The following is a 14,419-nucleotide window of genomic DNA, read 5'->3' on the forward strand; positions in this document are numbered from 1 at the left end:
CTAAATGTACTTCTTCTGTAAAGAATTAGTGAATAGTCTATAAACATAGTAGTCTTTATTACATTTGCACCATTATATTAAAAACCATGAAGAGAATTATCATTTTATTTGCTGTCCTATTCATTTCAGCGGCAGCTTTTGCACAAGCACCTGTAACAAAAGAAGCGGTGCATATCTATAACCCTAAGGCTAATGCACAGGCAGACATTAATACAGCTGTTGCCAAGGCTAAAAAAGAAGGCAAACATGTATTTGTTCAGGTGGGTGGCAATTGGTGTATCTGGTGTATCCGCTTTCACGATTTGGTTAATGCTACACCAGAGCTAAAAAATTATTTAAACAACAACTACGAAACTGTTTTGTTAAACTATAGCCCAGAAAACAAAAACGAAGCTATCCTTAAAAAATTGAATTACCCTGGTCGTTTCGGTTTCCCAGTATTTTTGATTTTAGATGGAAATGGTAAATTGATCCACACCCAAAACTCTGAATATCTTGAAGAAGGTGGTGGCCATAGTGTGAAAAAGGTTATGGGGTTTCTGAAGAACTGGAATGCAGGAGCATTAAAACCAGAAAACAACAAATCTTAAAACATCAAAAAGTCTGGAGCTGATTAAACTCCAGACTTTTTACATCCTACTCTCGACTTCGGACTTAAGACTATAGACTCTCTACTTTTAACTATTGTCCGTCGCCATATTTAAAAAAGCCATTTACCGTAACTGGTAATTTGCCTGTTGGTATCAACTTATTGGTAAAAACCGAAACAGCTGCTTTTTGCATAAAATCTTCTTTTTGATACGCCACCAATAAAGCTTTGGCATTTTCTAAGCCTGGCAGGTTTGCGATGTTGTATGGATTGGCAAAAAAGGCAAAAGCAGCATCTTTTTTAGCCATGTCGGCAATCAGCATTTTAAGATCTGCACTTAAAGGAATATTGTTGTTTGGACGAATACGGGTATCCACAATGGCAATAATTACCTGATCTTCTGGTTTAATTTCTGCCAATACTTTCCCAATGGCATTGGCATCTGCATTTTTATCCAAGTTATAATTTACCGAGTTTTTGTAAACCATAGCCATTTCTTTTTGAAAAACCGTAGCTTCTGGTGTACCGATATTGATAAATACGGTTCTTTTGTTTGGCGTTAATTGTTGTACAAAATCTCTTCCTTTAAGCAAAGTCATACTGGCATCTGCCAATTGCTGTAATAATACCATGCTCTCTGGGCGATTTACCTCTGCATATACATTACCTTCCTTAATGTTGTGTTTTACATTTAAGCCAGCCCAATATTTTGCAGTCAAGATTTTCTTTACACTCTCATCAATACGTTCTATGGTTAAGCGTTGGTCTCTAATGGCCTGACGAACCATTTTAATAGCTCTTTTGCTATTTTCTGACAGTTCTAAAATATCGTTACCCGCAATGATTCCCATTACATCGGCCTCGCCATCCTTAAAGTACTTTACCACACCTTTCATACCCATCGCATCTGAAATTATGATTCCTTTAAAGCCAATTTCGTCCTTTAAAATTCCAGTAACAATTGGTTTTGATAAGGTTGAAGGCATATTTGGAGTTGCATCTAAAGAAGGAATGTTCATGTGTGCAATCATTACACCCGCAGCACCTTGTTTAATCAGTTCTTTAAATGGATACATTTCTAAGCTATCCAAACGCTCTTTTGTAAATTTAAGCTGAGGTAGGTCGTAATGCGAATCTACATCTGTATCTCCGTGACCTGGGAAATGCTTAATGCTCACCAACAAGCCACCATCTTGCATCCCTTTTAAATAGGCAGCGCCCTTTTGGGCAACATTGTATTTGTTCTCGCCAAAAGAGCGATAGTTGATCACTGGATTTTTTGCATTGTTGTTTACATCAACATCTGGCGCCAAATTCATGTGCATGCCAATTCTTTTGTAATCTTTGGCCACTTCTAAACCCATTTTATAGATGAGCTCTTTATTCTGCACTGCACCCAATGCCATTTGATATGGGTAAGAAATGGTACTGTCTAAACGCATGCCCAAACCCCACTCGCCATCTGATGCGATCAACAAAGGCACTCTGGCTTTTTTCTGGTATTGGTTGGTTAAAGCCGCCTGACGGCCAGGTCCACCTTGAAAAAACACCAAACCACCAACTTTTTCCTTTTTGATAACTTTGGCTATTGAATCTGTAAAAGCTTTGCTCTTATTGGTATAAGCTGCTACAAAAAACATCTGTGCAATTTTTTGTTTTTTGCTCAGTTTTTTAAATACTGAATCAACCCACTTAGGCTCTTGTTTTAAAAGATCGGTATAAGAAGGTTGTTGTGCTTTTATGGCAGTTGCGGAAATAGAAAAAGCGATACTTAAGCTATAAAAAAGGGTTCTCTTCATTTGATTTTAATTGTAGGCAAGCCCTAAAATTAGGCAAAATATGTTAGTGTAAATAAGGTATTTTCTGAATTTAGGTTATTTAGATTGGTTCAATAGGATAAAACTGGACTAATCATCCCTATTAAATATTTACTACCGATGCTTCATATTGTATTAAATTTGATACAGCATAGATGTTGTAACATCTATCGCTTTTAAGCCAAAAAATAAAAATGTAATTGCTTTAAATTAGCTAGAGGTCAACATCTGCCTATTTTCTGAGTGGGTTACCACTGCTCCGTATTTTTTTTTTGGCACATTTATTCTACAAGGCTTAGCAATTCACATTATTAAACCAGAAACCTATAAGTTTCAAAATCTATTCAAATCAACATGAAAAAAATCTTAATTCTAGCAATTGGCTTGTTTGTTACGGGCGTTGCAAATGCACAATCAACAGATAATGCGATCAGAATTGGCGCAAAAGCAGGGGTAAACATTTCTAACATTATCAAAGACAACGGCAACAATAACTTTAAAACCGATTACTTGGTAGGTTACCATGCTGGTATTACCTTAGACATTAAATTATTAGAAAATCTTGCTTTCACCCCTGAGGCTTTATATTCTACTAAAGGTTACAAATCGACCTCTACTTTTGGCGAGTATACTCAAACCACACATTTTATTGATATTCCTATTTTGGCCAGTATCAGATTAGGTGGTGGGCTTAACGTAGTAGCTGGTCCTCAGGTATCGTTCTTATTGTCTACCAATAATAAGTTCGAAACTGGCTTTGGTACTGCTGAACAAAAAATTGTTGAAGACAGTTCTGATCGTTTTAAAAAGAGTTTATTTGGTGGTGTAATTGGTTTTAGATACGACTTTAGCAATAAAGTTGGTATCAATGGCCGTTATGCTTTAGATTTCCAGAAAAACAACGAAAACGGAACTTCACAAACACCAGAGTTTAAAAACCAAGTTTTCCAAGTGGGCTTAGGCTTAAAGTTCTAAGTTAACCTAACAAATAAAAAACATCAATTAAGAGAGACCGTCTGCAAACAGACGGTCTTTTTTATGCAAAAATGATCCTACATTAAGCATCTAAAGTCGATACCTCTACAATAAGGTATGATCTTATTCCCTCTGGCATTTCCCAAGTTAATTCAGCCCCTTGTGCATAGCCCAATAGTGCCACCCCTATTGGAGACAGAATAGACAAAGTGTTGTTTTTTCTTTTGGCCTTACTTTCAGCCACCAAATGATAAGTATACTCCTTACCCGAATCCAGTTCTCTTACCTTCACCTTTTTATCTATGCTTACAATGGTTTCTGGCAGTTCTTTTCTTAATACTTGCTTTGCCGATTGTAGTTCTAGTGCTAATTTAAGTTCATTATACTTACTTAGCTTTTTCCTTTTAATATGGTCTTTTAAAAGGTCAAAAATTCCTCTTGATAAGATAATGGGTGTCTGATTGGTCTTTATTGCTGTATTGTTCATTGTAATTTTGATTTAAATAATTGACAGGCTAAGCCTTTATAAATTTATTTGCTTCCTAACAATGGCCCCGGCAACCTGTTGCCGAGGCTCAATCATCAAAATCTTTACTGCACATTACATGGAAAAAGAAGAACATTAGGTTTGCGCTCCATTCATTTTCTCATTGGTCACATTCAGGATCTGAAACTTTTTCAATCCCGCTGGCACTTTCCATTCCACAAATTCATCTTTTCTAAAGCCAATTAGGGCTGCGCCCATTGGGGTTAAAATAGAGATCTTATTTTGTCGCATATCTGCAAATTGGGGCATTACAATTGTAAATTCCATCTTCATCTGTGTATGGAGATCGAGTAGCTGTACTTTAGAATTCAACCTGATTCCGTATAGCGGAAAGGCTTCTTCTTTTACAATTACTGCTCTGCTCAACTCATTGGCCAAAGACATTTCTTTACTTGGATCTGCTTTTTTATTATAATAAGGTTTAAGCAGGTTAAAGTCTGCTTCGGTGATCACTACCGCATTTTTCTCATTCGGGTTCATTTTATCTAGGTTTTAGTTTAACATTTCGGTTTTAAACCAACGTTCTTTCAGTATCTCATCTACACGATCAAAGTAAATCTGCTTAAAGCTCTTGGTAGTAAGTGGATCTATTTTTCTAAAGAATTTCTCAGGTTTAATGCTTGATATATATTCGAAACCACAGGCTTCCATCATTTCTGCAATGGCATTGAGCGTATGGCGATGGTAATTGGCTACCCTTACTTTTTTATCGGTTACTTTTAATCCTTGGTAAAGGCTTTTTTCTTGTGTGGCAATCCCTGCAGGGCAGTGCCCACTATCGCATTTTAAAGCTTGAATACATCCTAAAGAAAACATCATCCCTCTGGCACTGTAACAGGCGCTTGCACCTAAAGCCAATACCTTCATTACATCAAAAGCGGTAATGATTTTACCAGACGCGATTACCTTCACGCTTTGCTGCAAGCCAAACAGATGCAGCGTTTGTGTTACAAAAGCAACAGCATCATACAATGGCATGCCAATGCTATCTGTAAATTCTAATGGTGCAGCCCCAGTACCACCTTCGGCACCATCAACGGTAATAAAATCAGGGATAATCCCTGTTAAGGTAATGGCCTCGCATATTTTAACAAATTCCTGTTTGTTACCAATGCACAGTTTAAAACCAACAGGCTTGTAACCGGAAAGGGTTCTTAAGAAACCTACAAAACGGATCATATCAACCGGATTGGCAAAGCTACTGTGTGCTGGTGGCGAGTATACCGTAGTGAGAGGGGTTACATTCCTAATTGCTGCAATTTCAACTGTATTTTTACCAGCTGGTAATATCCCACCATGCCCAGGTTTAGCCCCTTGCGAAAGCTTCAGCTCAATCATTTTCACCTTTTCTTGTGCTGCAACGGCTTTAAATAATGGTGGGCTAAACTTACCAAATGCATCTCTGCAACCAAAGTACCCAGTTCCAATCTGCCATATCAAATCGCCACCTTGCAAATGATATTCACTAATGCCCCCTTCGCCAGTATTGTGTGCAAAACCTCCTATTTTGGCTCCTTCATTTAACGAGGCAATGGCCGTTTTACTTAAGGCACCATAACTCATGGCACCAATATTCAGAATGCTTGCACTGTAATGCTGTTTACATAAATTATTCCCAATAGTTACCCTTAAATTGTGTTTTACCTTTAGCGGGAATATAGAATGTGACACCCATTCGTACCCTGGTTTATTGGGGTCTTCTTGCATGCCAAATGCAACGGTCTGTCTTACATCTTTTGCCCTTTGGTAAACAATAGAACGTTGCCTTCTGCTAAAGGGTTTTCCATCTAAATCTGATTCTAAAAAGTATTGTCGCAACTCTGGACTGATGGACTCAAAGAAATAGCGGAAATAGCCTAATAAAGGGAAATTATAAAGAATGGTATGTTGTTTTTGAAATACATTATATAGGGCTAACAGCAATAGTCCAACGGTAAAGGGCAATAGCCAGAACCAATGGGTGGATGTAAACATGGCTTTAAAAAGCACAAATGCATTAAGGCCGATTAGTGCTAAAATAATAATAGCTCTAATCGAAGGTCTTTTCAGATCTCGAAACATGGAAATAGAAATTAATTTTGAAAAAAGGAAATACTAGAAAAATCCCCCAGACCTAAACAGTTGTTTTAAAAGACTGGGGCGGTAGTATTGAAGTCCTTAAAGGCAGAGAAAAAATATAACTCGCAGCAACAGCCGTTGTATGCTTTGGTACAAGCAGTACTATTCCCTACAATAGCCGTTGGGGTATTGTTAATAGGAAAGCTGATATGAACATTGCTGTTTTTCATCTGAGCACAAACCTAGCAATTATTCTGTACTAAAAAGAAGATTTATGCTTTAATGGGTGATTTTACAGCATTTTGACAACATTCTGATCAACAGAAGAAGCTTTAAACCACCAGAAATGTTAATGAGTTTGTATAGCAGGCACTACAATTTTGCTTCAATCAACTCGCTCAAATGTTCATCAAACCAGTTTCGCTATTAATAACTGTAAATCAATTACTTAACACTTAAAAACCCTTATATATAAGCTTTAGTTGATGAGTTTTGGCATGGTTATTACAGTTAGTCTTGTAGATTAACAACATAAACTATGAAAAAATTATTCGTTATTGGTTTTGGTTTAGTGCTATCTGCTTTAACCTTAACTACTAAAGCACAAAACATGGATGCCAAATTTGGGATCAAAGCTGGTGGTAATTTAATGATGGGCGGAAAGTTTGAAGCAGGTGGTGCTTCTTATACCTCTAAATATGTTCCAGGATTTCAGGCCGGAATCTTTTTAGATCTTCCATTAAGTGAAAGATTGTCGTTTATGCCAGAGGTGATGTATGCCCAAAAAGGTTCAAAATTTGAAGGAAGTATTTCTAGTACTACTGGCGAGATTAGAACAAAAGCAGCTTATATCGATATTCCAGTATTGTTGGCCATTAATGCAACACCAGAATTACATTTTGTACTAGGTCCGCAGGCTTCTTTGTTGTTGAACCAAAAAACAACTACCTATGTAAATGGTCAAAGCATTGGTTCTACTACAGATAAGGATGACTTTAGGAAATCTATTGCTGGCGGGATTGTTGGTTTAGGGTATAAACTAAACCCGAACATGAACCTTAACGCTCGTTACAATATGGACTTCCAATCTGTTGGGAAAGATGACGTTAATCAGGATAAGGCACGTTTTAGTGGTTTTGCCCTTTCTCTTGGTTATAGTTTCTAATTAACGCCTTAACTCTAAAGTGGCCCTCGTATCCGTAAGGAACGGGGGTTTTTTGTATATTCTGGCTCAATAAAAGGTTGTTTAAACCTTAGCCTTTCTTAGTATTCTCAGGGGGTGAGCATCATTACTAAACTTAACCATATAGGAACATAGTACACAAAGTGGTATCATCTCCCCTTAATTCTTTTCTTTTTTACCATCTTAGACACCTCAGGAAGTCTAAGTATGCAGGGTTTAGACTTCCTGAGCATTTTGAGGTGGTGAATAGGATTAGAGACATAACGATACTAACCTTTTCTTAATGCCTTCATGTTTAACCCTTATCTTAAAAACGCTTCGTATTTTTTATGTAATACTATAACTTCTGTATCTTTTGTTGGCGTACTTTGCTCCATCTTTGCATTATCGTTTTAACATAAAAGATACATGGTCAATTTAACAGGTAAAGTAATTCTGGTAACTGGTTCTTCGAGAGGAATTGGGGCTACCATAGCGCATCAATTGGCAGCGGCTGGTGCTAAAGTTATCGTAAACTATGCTGGCGGGCAGCTTGCCGCTGAAGAAGTGGTACACCAGATCAACAACAAAGGTGGCGATGCCATTGCGTTACAGGCTGATGTGAGCAAAACGGATCAAGTTAAAAGCTTATTCGACCAAGCGATTGCTCATTATGGTAAAATAGATGTATTGGTAAACAATGCAGGCATTATGATCAACAGCTTGATCAAAGATACTACCGACGAAGATTTCAACAGACAGTTTGATATCAATGTAAAAGGTACTTTTAACACTTTACGTGAGGCTGCCACCCGCTTGGCAGACAGCGGGAGCATTATCAACTTTTCTACTTCAGTTAACCGCTTAATGTTGCCTACTTATGGCACTTATGTAGCTACAAAGGCTGCCGTTGAGCAATTGACCCGTGTTTTTGCCAAAGAGGTTGGTGCAAGGGGGATTAATGTCAATTCTATTTCTCCAGGGCCTACCAATACCGAACTGTTTACACAGGGTAAATCGCAAGAGTTGATTGATCGCTTGGCTTCGCTCTCTGCTTTTAACCGGATTGCTGAACCTGATGATATTGCCAATGTGGTGGTTTTCTTGGCCAGCGATGAAGCCAAATGGATTACTGCACAGAATTTGGGAGCTAATGGAGGGATGGCTTAAGGATAGTGGTTAATTTGCTCAATGGTTCATTAGGTTGTGGGTTCAATAGCTCATTACTTAATTGTGGAGATTATTTAGTATTCCGACATCTTATTTTTCAGGCAAAAATTACACAACACACTGTTTATCAAAAATATAATCGTAAAAAAGGAGTCGAATTGGTATATTAGTATATTGTATCTTTCATGCAACATATAATTTTACCAGTTGTCTTTTGTATATGCTGAAAAATTTAATTCTGACATTCGTCCTGTTAACTATAGGCACTGTCCTTTTTGCCCAAGTATCGAATGACAATCCTTTAAAAACCAAGTTAGATTCTGTTGTTCACAAGGCTGCTCTTGCCTACCTGAAAGAAAACAAGCGAATGGCGGTTTCATTTGGGTTTGTAGCCAACCATCAATCTTACAGTTACCATTACGGAGAAACTTCTCCTGGTTCTGGCAAAGCTCCAACTTCACAATCTATTTATGAAATAGGTTCCATCACCAAAACTTTTACCGGTTTATTGGTGGCACATGCGGTTAACGAAGGTAAAATGAAACTGATGGACGACATTAGAAAGTTTTTGCCCCGTAATTTTGCTAATCTGCAATATCCAAATGGCGACCCTGTAAGGATAATTTATCTACTGGCACATGTGGCTAAGTTCCCTAACAGTTTTGCCGACGAAGCTAAGGCGACTGCCAATGAAGAATCGTTTTTAAATGATTTAAGCTTGGTTAAATTAGATAGTTTAAAAGGCTTTAAATATGCTTATTCTAATGTTGGTTATCAATTGTTGGGTTATGCCTTGGAAAGGGTTTATGGCATGCCCTACCAAGATTTGGTACAAAAATATATTGCCAAACCTTTGGGCATGACACATACTAAAGTAAGTTTCCCTCCAACCGACCAACCACAGTTATTAAATGGCTATAAAATTAATCAGGAGAAGGCAAATTTGATGAGGTTTACTTTTCCGGGTGCTGGTGGTTTAAGGTCTACCTTACCAGATATGCTCAATTACCTGAAATACCAAATGACTGAGCCCGATGCATTGGTCAAATTGAGCCATAGGATTACTTCTGGCAATATTGACGAGGGTGCCCATGCTTTCCAATGGATGGTTGGCAAATTATGGAACTGGGACTACTATTTAACTACAGATGGTGGCACAAGTGGCTTTAGAAGTTTTTGCATCTTTTATCCCGATTACAAAATGGGTTTTATAGCCCTTTCTAATGAAACGGATGAACAAGCTGGTGGAGATCTGTATCGTTTTTCTGCTGCTGTTTTTAACGAATTGAAAAAAGGAAAATATTAATCTATCTTACTTTTAGGTTTCGTAAATTCTTTGTAGCTCTTTTTGATATAGATGTTCAACTCATAATCGGTCATTTTTTTTAATGTGGATATGCTCGGTCTGTACAGGTTCATAAAAGTGATTAACGAATCGCCAGACAATTTGGTTAAGCTGGTTATTTTGGTCTTAGAAAAAAGATGATCTACATAAGCAATATGCTCATCTTTTAGCAATAGCTTCTTTAATTTAGTATTTTGCTCTTTTTTCTTTGTCAACAGATTAACTACCTGTAACACATTTAAACTTACTAACGATGCGGTAGAGTTTGGATTTACATGGGCAAATGGCGATCGATACCCTGGGTCTCTCTTAATAAACATATCTGTAAAACCCGGTCCCTTATAAGTAAATACCTTGGCATATTCTTTCCGTAGACTTACTGAATCGAGTTTATAATTACGGTTAGTTTTAACCATAATTTCTTTCAATGCAACAACATTTTGTTTGAGATAGATGTATACCGAATCTGTTAACATTTTACCTCCAATTGTAAGTTCTGCTGTTTCATAGCCCATCATCCGTATCGCTATTGTTTCTCCTACCTTTAACTTACTGATCGTAAATTGACCTGTATTGCTTGTAAGTATGGTCTGAGTAGCGCTAATAATTTGGACATTGGCAATGGGTAATTTGGTCACTGCGTCTTTTACAAATCCATTTATATTTTGGGCAAAAAGCTGTGTTGAAAGGGAGGAAAACAGGATGATCAGGAAAAATCTCATTGCATGTTGATATGGAAGCCAATAATAAGCTTTATTAAAAGATCTCTTAAAATTTTAACAGAGATTAACATTTTTTTTTGCGCTGAGAATGTTAATCATTAACCCTTATATTTGGTTGATCAAATAAAATCTGATGCCAGAACTACTCCTTTTATGTTTCATGTTGATCCCACAATTGGTGGCTGGAGTTTTTGCCAAAAATATAGGGCGAAGTTTTTGGTTCTGGTTTTTCATTTCTTTTTTAATCCCTATTATTTCTTTAATCGTACTGCTGTGCTTAGATAATAAAAAAGAAGAGCGCAAGGGCTATGAGCTAGCAGATCATGTGCAAAAAAGAGAGCATTTATAAGACATTTGCTACGTTCGTCATGCTCATGGTTACGCTCGTGTACTTTCTCTTTTCGCTTTAAGATAGTTTTTGTTGTTTTGTTTCGTACTTTAATGTCTATCAAGATGAAAAGCGAAACAAAGGGTCTATCGTTATACTGGAAATGCCAACTCATTGGTTGGTCTTTGGCTTCGTTTTATTGGATGTTGATGGGCATTATCGGCACCAATTTTAGTATCAGGTTGGCCATTATCCATTTTATTGGAGACCTGATCATTTACATCCTACCTACCCATTTGTTCAGAGTCCTTTCTTTACGCAATAATTGGGGCGAGTTAAGGCCCAAACAATTGTTACCTATTGCCATACCTGCCATTATTTTATTAGGATTGGTATTTATGGTACTTACCCTAGGTAAAAACTACCTGATTGGTGCCCATCTGCATCCACAGTTATACGGTAATTTTGTTGACTACTTTAACAAAAATTGGATTGTAACCTGGATGACAGGTATTAGGCTAATGTCTATCTGGGTGCTAGCCTATTATGCTTACCATTTTGCACAGGCAGAAATCAAAGCCAATAGAGAAAATGCAAGGTTAGCTTTAGTGGCCAAAAATGCACAATTAGAACAATTACGGGCACAGCTGAATCCTCATTTTTTCTTTAATTCTTTAAACAATATCAAAGGTTTGGTAATTGAAAACCCTACCGGAGCGAGAAGAGCTATCGACTTACTTTCAGATCTTTTGCGTTCGTCGCTCTATGGGGGCGATGCTACTTTGATTGCCTTAGCGCAGGAAATAGACCTGATTAGAGATTACCTTGAATTAGAGAAGATGCGTTTTGAAGATCGCTTACAATGGGACATTATTGTAGATGAGAAGGTGAAAAGTACATTGGTGTTACCTTTAAGTATACAAACCTTGGTAGAAAATGCCATTAAACATGGTATTGCGCAATGCAAAGATGGTGGCACCATATTGATCAGGGTTAACCAAGAACAAGGAAATTTACGTGTAACCGTACGTAATGAGGGAAATTTAAAGGAAGAAAACACCAGAGGTTTAGGGTTGAAGAATTTAAGAGAAAGACTAGACTTACAGTTTAATGGACAGGCTGTATTTACTTTGGTCCCTCTGGGTGATGATTTTGTTTTAGCTACGTTAGTAATGCCAATTTATGAACAGGTTTAAGGTAATTGTAATTGACGATGAGCGCTTGGCCCGTGAAGAGATGAAACGAAGCTTGGCCGCATACCCCGAACTCGAGATAGTTGGCGAAGCTGCTAATGCTGATGAGGCTGAATTGTTGATCAATACCTTACAGCCTGCTTTGATCTTTCTGGATATCCAAATGCCGGGGCGTTCTGGCTTTGACCTCTTAGAAGGGCTTACCATAATACCTGAAGTCATTTTTACTACGGCTTTCGATCAATATGCAGTAAAGGCTTTTGAGCTGAGCGCATTGGATTACCTGGTAAAACCCATTAGACAAGAAAGGTTAGAAAAAGCCATGGAAAAGGCAAGAAATAGACTGAACCTCAATTTTGCCAACGGGAATGCCTTACTTGTTACACATAGTTTATTTGTTAAAGAAGGGGATAAATATCATTTGATACCGGTTAAGGATATTTATGTCATCGAATCGATAGGTAACTATGTGCGTTTATATTTTAATAAGGAACGGGTGTTTTTGAAACGCTCGTTAAGTTTGATGGAACGTGCTTTAGATGAATCTGTTTTTTTCAGGATCAACCGTACCCTAATTGTGAACACCACTTTTATAAGGGCTGTTGATATGGAGACCAATGGGCGATTGGTATTGACTTTGGCCAATGGTGATCGGCATACGGTTTCTAGTAGGCAAACAGCTGTATTTAAAACACGTAACCTATTTTAATTAATTATTCAAGTTTTATTTAATTGATATGATGATGAGAAATTTCTTATCCTTGGCATTCTTTTGCCTGTTTTTTTGGAGTAGTGCTATGGCACAACAAGCCAAACCTTTTGTTTTTGACCGCAGCGATTACATTGTACAAGACAGTATTTTAATCAAAACACCTGATGGAGCACAGGTTTCGGCATTGGTGGTCCGCAAAAAAGGAGTTACCGAACCTTTGCCCACTATTCTTTCGTTTACCGTGTACACCAGACAGACCGATTTAAAAAAGGCCAAAGAAGCTGCAGATAAAGGTTATGTTGGTGTAGTGGCTTATACAAGGGGTAAAAAAAATAGTCCGGATATACCTGTACCTTATGAGCATGATGGAGCCGATGCGAATGCAGTGATCGACTGGATCTCTAAACAAGCTTGGAGCAACAAGAAAGTTGGCATGTACGGGGGCAGCTATAATGGTTTTGCACAATGGGCAGCAACCAAAAAACTGCATCCTGCCCTAAAAACAATCGTTCCGTCTGCTGCAGCCTCTCCTGGTCTCGATGTACCTATGACCAATAATGTAGTAATGACTTTCCCTTTTTCATGGACCTATTATGTAACCAACAACAAACTTCTGGACAATGAGGATTACAACAACAAACAATGGAACGACCTTGATAACCGTTGGTACCAATCTGGTAAGGCCTACCCTACCTTAGATAGTTTAATGGGGAGGCCAAAAAACACCATTTTCAGACGATGGTTGGCGCACCCTAGTTACGACAGTTATTGGCAAGCTATGATTCCCTACAAAACAGATTTTGCCAAGATCAACATTCCAATATTAACTACTACAGGCTACTTTGATGGTGGACAGATTGGGGCCTTGTACTATTATCGCGAACACCTTAAATACAACCCTAAGGCAGAACATTATGTAATTATTGGCCCTTATGGGCACTTTGGTTCACAAGGCACTCCAGATACAGTATACAATGGCTATAAAATTGATCAGGCGGCCCTAATCCCTATCCATGATATCATCTACGAATGGTTTGCCTATGTTTTAAAAGGAGGGCCAAAACCTAGTGTATTGAAAGATAAAATCAACTATCAATTGATGGGCAGTAACGAGTGGCGACATGCACCTTCGCTTAAGAAAGCTGGCAATGATTCGCTGGTGCTGTATTTAAGTAGCAAACACACCGACAGTATTTACAAACTGGATGCTAAAAAACCGATGAAAGAAGCGTTTGTGAAACAGGTGGTGGATTTTAAGGATCGAACGGATACGCACAGCTATTTTTGGCAACGCAATATCAATTACGATACTTTATACCATAACGGGGTAATGTATGAGAGCGATCCACTACCACAAGCGGTAGATCTTGCCCAAAATTTTACCGGACAGATCAAAGTGGCCATCAATAAAAAAGATATGGACTATAGTGTAGTTTTGTTTGAGCGTACCGTTGAGGGAAAATACTTTTACCTTTCGTACTTTATGGGACGTGCCAGTTATGCAACAAACGTAAGTAAGCGAACATTATTAACCCCAGGAAAAAAAGAAACCATTCCATTTAGCAATACTTACATGAGTGCCAAAAGATTGAGTAAAGGCAGTAGAATTGTGGTGTTGGTGAATATCAATAAGAGTGGGAGCGAACAGATCAATTATGGTACTGGACGGGATGTGAATACCGAAACCATTAAAGATGCTGGTAAGCCTTTAGAGATCAAATGGTTTAATGATAGTTATGTGGTATTACCTATTTTGAGGTAGTTGATTAACATTAACCTACTATAATTAGATTCTTATATA

14 protein-coding genes are annotated in these 14,419 nt (G+C 37.8%); 9 read left to right on the plus strand and 5 right to left on the minus strand.

The features are described from left to right. Positions 1-86: 86 nt before the first annotated feature. The gene (locus AQF98_RS07465) at positions 87-590 is read left to right on the plus strand and encodes a thioredoxin family protein (RefSeq protein WP_055131302.1); all 504 of its coding nucleotides are present in this window, start codon (positions 87-89) and stop codon (positions 588-590) included. Between the two features lie 91 nt (positions 591-681). On the opposite strand, the gene AQF98_RS07470 is transcribed toward AQF98_RS07465, so the two are convergent. Then, positions 682-2,388, minus strand: coding sequence for a glycoside hydrolase family 3 protein (locus tag AQF98_RS07470; RefSeq protein WP_055131303.1), 1,707 nt, complete (start codon positions 2,386-2,388; stop codon positions 682-684). A 372-nt stretch (positions 2,389-2,760) separates the two neighbouring features. Here AQF98_RS07470 and AQF98_RS07475 point away from each other — a divergent pair, with 372 nt between their 5' ends. After that, positions 2,761-3,381, plus strand: a complete 621-nt coding sequence (locus AQF98_RS07475) for a porin family protein (RefSeq protein ID WP_055131304.1) — start codon at positions 2,761-2,763, stop codon at positions 3,379-3,381. An 82-nt stretch (positions 3,382-3,463) separates the two neighbouring features. Here the strand turns inward: AQF98_RS07475 and AQF98_RS07480 are convergent, their stop codons facing one another. The 3 genes from AQF98_RS07480 to AQF98_RS07490 all read right to left on the minus strand — a co-directional run bounded on the left by AQF98_RS07480 (position 3,464) and on the right by AQF98_RS07490 (position 5,902). Beyond that, on the minus strand, positions 3,464-3,868 hold the full coding sequence (locus AQF98_RS07480) for a GreA/GreB family elongation factor (protein ID WP_055131305.1): 405 nt from the start codon (positions 3,866-3,868) through the stop codon (positions 3,464-3,466). 135 nt (positions 3,869-4,003) lie between these two features. Further along, a complete protein-coding gene (locus tag AQF98_RS07485) occupies positions 4,004-4,408 on the minus strand; it encodes a GreA/GreB family elongation factor (RefSeq protein WP_055131306.1) in 405 nt (134 codons plus the stop codon). 12 nt (positions 4,409-4,420) lie between these two features. Next, complete coding sequence (locus AQF98_RS07490; protein ID WP_235524188.1) at positions 4,421-5,902, minus strand: FMN-binding glutamate synthase family protein; 1,482 nt, start codon at positions 5,900-5,902, stop codon at positions 4,421-4,423. 622 nt (positions 5,903-6,524) lie between these two features. Between AQF98_RS07490 and AQF98_RS07495 the strand changes: the two genes are divergently transcribed. From AQF98_RS07495 to AQF98_RS07505, 3 genes are all read left to right on the plus strand, one after another. After that, positions 6,525-7,151, plus strand: a complete 627-nt coding sequence (locus AQF98_RS07495; RefSeq protein WP_055131308.1) for a porin family protein — start codon at positions 6,525-6,527, stop codon at positions 7,149-7,151. Positions 7,152-7,577: 426 nt separating this feature from the next. Next, positions 7,578-8,318, plus strand: coding sequence for an SDR family oxidoreductase (locus tag AQF98_RS07500; RefSeq protein WP_055131309.1), 741 nt, complete (start codon positions 7,578-7,580; stop codon positions 8,316-8,318). 220 nt (positions 8,319-8,538) lie between these two features. Then, complete coding sequence (locus AQF98_RS07505; protein WP_055131310.1) at positions 8,539-9,624, plus strand: serine hydrolase; 1,086 nt, start codon at positions 8,539-8,541, stop codon at positions 9,622-9,624. Here the strand turns inward: AQF98_RS07505 and AQF98_RS07510 are convergent. Continuing rightward, on the minus strand, positions 9,621-10,385 hold the full coding sequence (locus AQF98_RS07510; RefSeq protein ID WP_055131311.1) for a carboxypeptidase-like regulatory domain-containing protein: 765 nt from the start codon (positions 10,383-10,385) through the stop codon (positions 9,621-9,623). The two genes, AQF98_RS07505 and AQF98_RS07510, sit on opposite strands and share 4 nt — an antisense overlap. Before the next feature lie 133 nt (positions 10,386-10,518). On the opposite strand from AQF98_RS07510, the gene AQF98_RS07515 reads away from it, so the two are divergent. From AQF98_RS07515 to AQF98_RS07530, 4 genes are all read left to right on the plus strand, one after another. Next, entirely contained in the window at positions 10,519-10,734 is a 216-nt protein-coding gene (locus tag AQF98_RS07515; protein ID WP_055131312.1) for a hypothetical protein, read from the plus strand. 104 nt (positions 10,735-10,838) lie between these two features. Next, on the plus strand, positions 10,839-11,909 hold the full coding sequence (locus tag AQF98_RS07520) for a sensor histidine kinase (protein WP_055131313.1): 1,071 nt from the start codon (positions 10,839-10,841) through the stop codon (positions 11,907-11,909). After that, complete coding sequence (locus AQF98_RS07525) at positions 11,896-12,615, plus strand: LytTR family DNA-binding domain-containing protein (RefSeq protein ID WP_055131314.1); 720 nt, start codon at positions 11,896-11,898, stop codon at positions 12,613-12,615. Before AQF98_RS07520 ends, AQF98_RS07525 begins: the two co-directional genes overlap by 14 nt. A 28-nt stretch (positions 12,616-12,643) precedes the next feature. Next, the gene (locus AQF98_RS07530) at positions 12,644-14,380 is read left to right on the plus strand and encodes a CocE/NonD family hydrolase (RefSeq protein ID WP_200911853.1); all 1,737 of its coding nucleotides are present in this window, start codon (positions 12,644-12,646) and stop codon (positions 14,378-14,380) included. The last annotated feature ends 39 nt before the right edge of the window (positions 14,381-14,419 follow it).

Origin of the sequence: Pedobacter sp. Hv1 (genome assembly GCF_001412215.1) — a bacterium.
In the GTDB taxonomy this organism is placed as follows: domain Bacteria; phylum Bacteroidota; class Bacteroidia; order Sphingobacteriales; family Sphingobacteriaceae; genus Pedobacter.